This is a genomic window from Frateuria sp. (assembly GCF_013362045.1).
Classification (GTDB): domain Bacteria; phylum Pseudomonadota; class Gammaproteobacteria; order Xanthomonadales; family Rhodanobacteraceae; genus Frateuria_A.
The window spans coordinates 1-4442 of sequence record NZ_JABFWW010000152.1; the positions used below are offsets into that span (position 1 = coordinate 1).

At 65.2% G+C, this 4442-nt stretch carries 8 protein-coding genes; 2 read left to right on the plus strand and 6 right to left on the minus strand.

The window, feature by feature from the left end:
* Nucleotides 1-181 (minus strand): hypothetical protein (locus HOQ08_RS07370; RefSeq protein WP_291192856.1); only part of this gene is annotated, 181 nt, incomplete at its 3' end.
* 171 nt (nucleotides 182-352) lie between these two features.
* Between HOQ08_RS07370 and HOQ08_RS07375 the strand changes: the two genes are divergently transcribed.
* Nucleotides 353-1108 carry a queuosine precursor transporter gene (locus HOQ08_RS07375; RefSeq protein WP_291192858.1) on the plus strand — a complete coding sequence of 252 codons (756 nt, stop codon included), beginning with the start codon at nucleotides 353-355 and terminating at the stop codon, nucleotides 1106-1108.
* A gap of 93 nt (nucleotides 1109-1201) precedes the next feature.
* Nucleotides 1202-2164 carry a sensor domain-containing diguanylate cyclase gene (locus HOQ08_RS07380; protein ID WP_291192860.1) on the plus strand — a complete coding sequence of 321 codons (963 nt, stop codon included), beginning with the start codon at nucleotides 1202-1204 and terminating at the stop codon, nucleotides 2162-2164.
* Nucleotides 2165-2341: 177 nt separating this feature from the next.
* Here HOQ08_RS07380 and HOQ08_RS07385 read toward each other — a convergent pair whose 3' ends face one another.
* The 5 genes from HOQ08_RS07385 to HOQ08_RS07405 form a co-directional block, all read right to left on the minus strand.
* Nucleotides 2342-2569, minus strand: coding sequence for a hypothetical protein (locus HOQ08_RS07385; RefSeq protein WP_291192862.1), 228 nt, complete (start codon nucleotides 2567-2569; stop codon nucleotides 2342-2344).
* A 128-nt stretch (nucleotides 2570-2697) separates the two neighbouring features.
* Nucleotides 2698-3006: a YciI family protein gene (locus HOQ08_RS07390; RefSeq protein WP_291192864.1), complete on the minus strand. Its 309-nt coding sequence runs from the start codon at nucleotides 3004-3006 to the stop codon at nucleotides 2698-2700.
* A gap of 123 nt (nucleotides 3007-3129) precedes the next feature.
* Nucleotides 3130-3633, minus strand: coding sequence for an N-acetyltransferase (locus tag HOQ08_RS07395; protein WP_291192866.1), 504 nt, complete (start codon nucleotides 3631-3633; stop codon nucleotides 3130-3132).
* 250 nt (nucleotides 3634-3883) lie between these two features.
* Nucleotides 3884-4027, minus strand: a complete 144-nt coding sequence (locus HOQ08_RS07400; protein WP_291192868.1) for a hypothetical protein — start codon at nucleotides 4025-4027, stop codon at nucleotides 3884-3886.
* Between the two features lie 44 nt (nucleotides 4028-4071).
* The coding region (locus tag HOQ08_RS07405; RefSeq protein WP_291192870.1) for a hypothetical protein at nucleotides 4072-4442 on the minus strand (371 nt) is incomplete at its 5' end.

Sequence of the window (4442 nt, forward strand, 5' to 3'; positions counted from 1 at the left end):
GCGCGGGTGCGTGGCAGCCCGCCAGCAGCAGGGCCGCGCCGGCGGCAGCCGCGAACCAGCGGGGCGTGCTTCCCGGCGGCAGCGTTCGGGCCGGCCGAAGGACGCCATTCGCGCGGAAGCGCAGCTCTCCGGCGATCCAGGCGGCTCTGCCCTTGCGCAGGCGGTTGGCAAACGATTCCATGGCACCCTCCCTTTGCATCGCCGGTCCTTGCGATCGCCCCTGGGCCGTGCGCCTCGGCGGCGGTGTGGCCGCGAGTCTTGCCCGTCGCGGCGATCCATTGCAATGCCTCGTGGCTTGAGCCCATGCCCCCGCCCGGGGTTATGCTCGGTCGTTCAAGCCAAAGGGGGCCCCATGCAAGCATCCGTTCCTGCCGCGCAGATGCGCGGCTTTCGCTACTACGACCTGCTGGTCGGCGGCATGGTGGCCGTGCTGCTGTGCTCCAACCTGATCGGCCCGGCCAAGGTCTGCACGATCACGCTGCCGGTGCTGGGCGCGCTGTCCTTCGGCGCCGGCAACCTGTTCTTCCCGGTCAGCTACATCTTCGGCGACGTGCTCACCGAGGTTTACGGCTACGCCCGCGCGCGGCGCGCGATCTGGGCCGGCTTCGGCGCCATGGTGTTCGCCACCTTCATGTCGCAGGCGATCATCCGCATGCCGGCCAGCGCAAGCGAGCCGTTCAACGCGCAACTGCAGCCGGCGCTGGAGCTGGTGTTCGGCAACACCTGGCGCATCGCGCTGGCGTCGCTGGTCGCCTACTGGCTGGGTGACTTCGCCAACTCCTTCGTGCTGGCGCGCATGAAGCTGTGGACCCAGGGCCGCATGCTGTGGACCCGCACCATCGGCTCGACCCTGGTCGGACAGGGCGTGGACAGCCTCACTTTCTACCCGATCGCCTTCACCGGCATCTGGGAAGGCCAGACCATCGTCAAGGTGATCGCCTTCAACTGGACGATGAAGGTGCTGGTGGAAGTGGTGCTGACGCCGCTCACCTACGCGGTGGTGGGTTTCCTCAAGTCGCGCGAGGGCGTGGACACCTTCGACGAAGGCACCCGCTTCACGCCGTTCAGCCTGAAGGACGACGGCGTACTGCGTGCGCCCGGCCAATGAGCCGGCACCACGGCCAGCGCAGATAGCCGTGGCGCAGGCCTAGGCATCGATACCAGGGCGCGCTTGTAGTAGCGCACGGCGGAAGGGAGTGGCATGAACGCAAACGACGACAAGCCCGAGTTGGACCCCGCCGTCTACAAGACGCTGCTCGAGTCGACGCGGGCCATACCGTGGAAGATCGACTGGCCGACTGCGAGCTTTTCCTACATCGGACCGCAGATCGAAGGCCTGCTGGGCTGGGCGCAGCACAGCTGGGCCACCGTGCAGGACTGGGCCGAGCGCATCCACCCGGAGGACCGCGACCGCGTGGTGCAGTTCTGCGTCGCGCAATCGCAGGCAGGCATCGACCACGAGGCGGACTATCGCGCGCTCACCTGCGAGGGCGACTACGTGTGGATCCGCGACGTCGTGCACGTGGTGCGCAACGAAGACGGCGCGGTCGATTCGCTGGTCGGCTTCATGTTCGACATCAGCGAGCGCAAGCGCGCCGAGGAACAGTTGCTCCAGCTGCAGCGCGAGCTGACCGAGCTGTCCTTCCGCGACGGCCTCACCGGCGTGGCCAACCGCCGCCGCCTCGACGCCTTCATCGATGCCGAATGGTCCGCCGCCGCCCGCGAAGGCAAGCCGCTGTCGCTGGTGCTGGCGGACATCGACTGCTTCAAGCAGTACAACGACCGCTACGGCCACCTCGCCGGCGACGCCTGCCTCAAGCGCGTCGCGTCGCTGCTGGATGCGGCGGCCGTGCGGGGGCGCGACCTGCTCGGCCGCTTCGGCGGCGAGGAGTTCCTGCTGGTGCTGCCCGGCGTGGATGCGCAGGCGGCGCTGGACTGCGCGCAGCGCTGCCTGGCCGCGTTCGCCGAGGCGCAGCTGCCGCACGAATCATCCACCGTCGGCCCCGTGCTCACGGCCAGCCTCGGCGTGGCTACCGCCACGCCGGCGCCCGGCGAGGACCTGGCCACCTTCATCGAAACCGTGGATCGCTGTCTGTATCGGGCCAAGGCGCAAGGCCGCAACCGCATCATCGCCGCCGCGCACGCGCCGCAATCTCCGGCCTGAGCGACGCCCGAAAGGCGTTCCACGCGCGGCGGGGCCAGAACCACATGACCGGGTGCGGGCGCCGGAGGTGTCGACGAGGCCTCGGGACGAAGGCGTGCACCGCGGCACACCGGCCGGCTGCTGCGGAAACGACCGGCCGAACGGCCAGGTCCCGCAGCATCCACGAGCTGCGCCGGGTTACTCCGAAGGCTGCTTGAACACGACCCGGCACTGGACCCTGTAGGCCCAGTACGTGCTGAGCGACGAGGCGAGCAGGGCGGCCCCGGCGCTCCAGCCCACGACCGACCCGACAGAGAAGCGGCCGGTGCCGTGCTGTACGAACTCGACCAGCCCCAGGCCGAGGCATGCCAGCACGAACACCAGCGCGAAACGCTTCAGCCAGAACCGGATCAGGATCGATGCCATGGTGAACCTCGGTGCGTCAGGGTTGAAGGAAGCCCGTGCCGGGCTTGCGCATCATGCCTGCAGCAGGCCCCGGACGGCCATCGTGGCCGCCGAGTGCCTGGCCTCCATTAGATGCCAAAGCCGATGTGTCAGGCGCGATGCTCCGGGAGCACCACGCTGGGCATGGGATGAACCTCGAAGTTGAAGCCTGCGTCGGCCCTTATCACCGGATCGTTGGCGCAAAGATCCCCGGGGTCGGAGGCGTCCTGCAGCCTGATGATGGCAATGCCATAGAAGCGCTTGGGATCGGCCACCGGACCGAAGGCGACGACCATGCCCTTGTCCATCAACCCACGCCAATACGCGGCGTGCTCCTGCATCAGCTTGCCTTCGGCCGGCGTCATATCCGCGGGAAACGTCGGCCGCGGCGTGTCGAGCCTGTACAGGAAGTAGTTCATGCGAGCCTCCGGGTAGGGAGCCATGGGTGGCGGGTCCGGCGTGTGCGCCGGCCTGTCCTCGCTGACTGGAGTTTGGCGTCTGCATCAAGCCCGCCGCCAAACGGCGTCGGCTGGAACGAATCCTCAGGCCGTTGCTTCGAACGAGTCGTGATATTTGACCTGACCCGACGGCGATGAGCCATGGAAAGAAATGGCCTGAAAATACCCTGCAGGCACGCCCGGCAGCACCAGTGCCGGTTCCGCCTTGAAGCCAAAGCGGGCGTAATAGCCCGGCTCACCCAGCACGACGCACCCGGCCGCGTCCATGGCACGTAGCTCCGCCAAGGCGTGGTCCATGAGAAGAGTGCCAACGCCTTGCCCTTGTCGTTCAGGGAGGACGGAAATTGGACCGAGGCCATGCCAGCCGCGCGTGCCATCGGAAATGGCCACGGGCGACACCGCAACATGCCCGATGACCTTGCCATTATCCTCCGCAACCAGCGAAACGGCGAGTTGGCCGGAGCTGCGTAGTGCGCGAATGATGGACTGCTCGGTATGGCTTGCGTGCGCGGCATCCTGGAATGCCGCGACAGTCACCGCTTCAATGGCGGCTGTATCCGAGGCCATTTCCTTCCGAATTTCTATCATGCTTAGGGCCTGGCGCTGTAGATTTGAGGCCGGTAACTAGAAGCCGTCCGCCTGGATGATTGGATAAAAAGAACTACCGTAGGCACACGCCAGAGATAACGAGCGTCGGACCGATCAAGCCCCATAGCAAGGCGCCGTATTTTGGCCCGAGCGTCTGTGCCCTGAACGGCCGGCTGAAGCTGCGCAGCGCAATGGCAAGAAAGCCAGCGGTGGATAGAGCCGTATGAAGCGCGTGCGTATGCCACTGGAGTTAAGCGGCGGCGAAGCCGTCCGCCTTGAACGAGTTGTTAGCGCGCTGGCTGGTTAGGAACCCTTGAGCCGGCAGCTTTGAAATCTTGTAAGCCTGACTGTAGATCAGCTTGGCGAATAAGTAGCCCATGAACGCCATAGCCATCACCTAAATCCTTTAGGTAGCGAACGACGTCAATGGCGTTCGAGTCATTGGTGCCATAAAGAGCAATATTTGCAGCACCTTTTGTGACTGGCGCTACCGAAAAAGGAGAGATCGTTGATCTTGATCTTTGTGATCACAACTTGGTAGACGGTCAGGTTTCCTTTCGAATCAAGGTCACGGACAACGAGATGCCCTTGCCCGGCACTATTGAGCTCTAGGCGCAGCATTGAACCCCATGCGTCCGGGCCAACCCAGACACCTGCAAGTTGTGCTTTTGTTCTCGGCATCGGCGGCTTGATGGCCTGTGCGCCGACACTTACAAAAAGCAGCGCGAGTCCGATCAATGGCGCAAGCAGGCGTCTGGATTTCACGACTTCTCCTGAAGGCGCTAACGCTTGAGTTAAGCGGCGGCGAA

Excerpts from the sequence above, each read along its gene's own strand:
- HOQ08_RS07400 (WP_291192868.1), bottom strand. The coding sequence starts at position 4,027 with ATGGCTATGGCGTTCATGGGCTACTTATTCGCCAAGCTGATCTACAGT.
- HOQ08_RS07390 (WP_291192864.1), bottom strand. The coding sequence starts at position 3,006 with ATGAACTACTTCCTGTACAGGCTCGACACGCCGCGGCCGACGTTTCCC.
- HOQ08_RS07375 (WP_291192858.1), top strand. The coding sequence starts at position 353 with ATGCAAGCATCCGTTCCTGCCGCGCAGATGCGCGGCTTTCGCTACTAC.
- HOQ08_RS07395 (WP_291192866.1), bottom strand. The coding sequence starts at position 3,633 with ATGATAGAAATTCGGAAGGAAATGGCCTCGGATACAGCCGCCATTGAA.
- HOQ08_RS07385 (WP_291192862.1), bottom strand. The coding sequence starts at position 2,569 with ATGGCATCGATCCTGATCCGGTTCTGGCTGAAGCGTTTCGCGCTGGTG.
- HOQ08_RS07380 (WP_291192860.1), top strand. The coding sequence starts at position 1,202 with ATGAACGCAAACGACGACAAGCCCGAGTTGGACCCCGCCGTCTACAAG.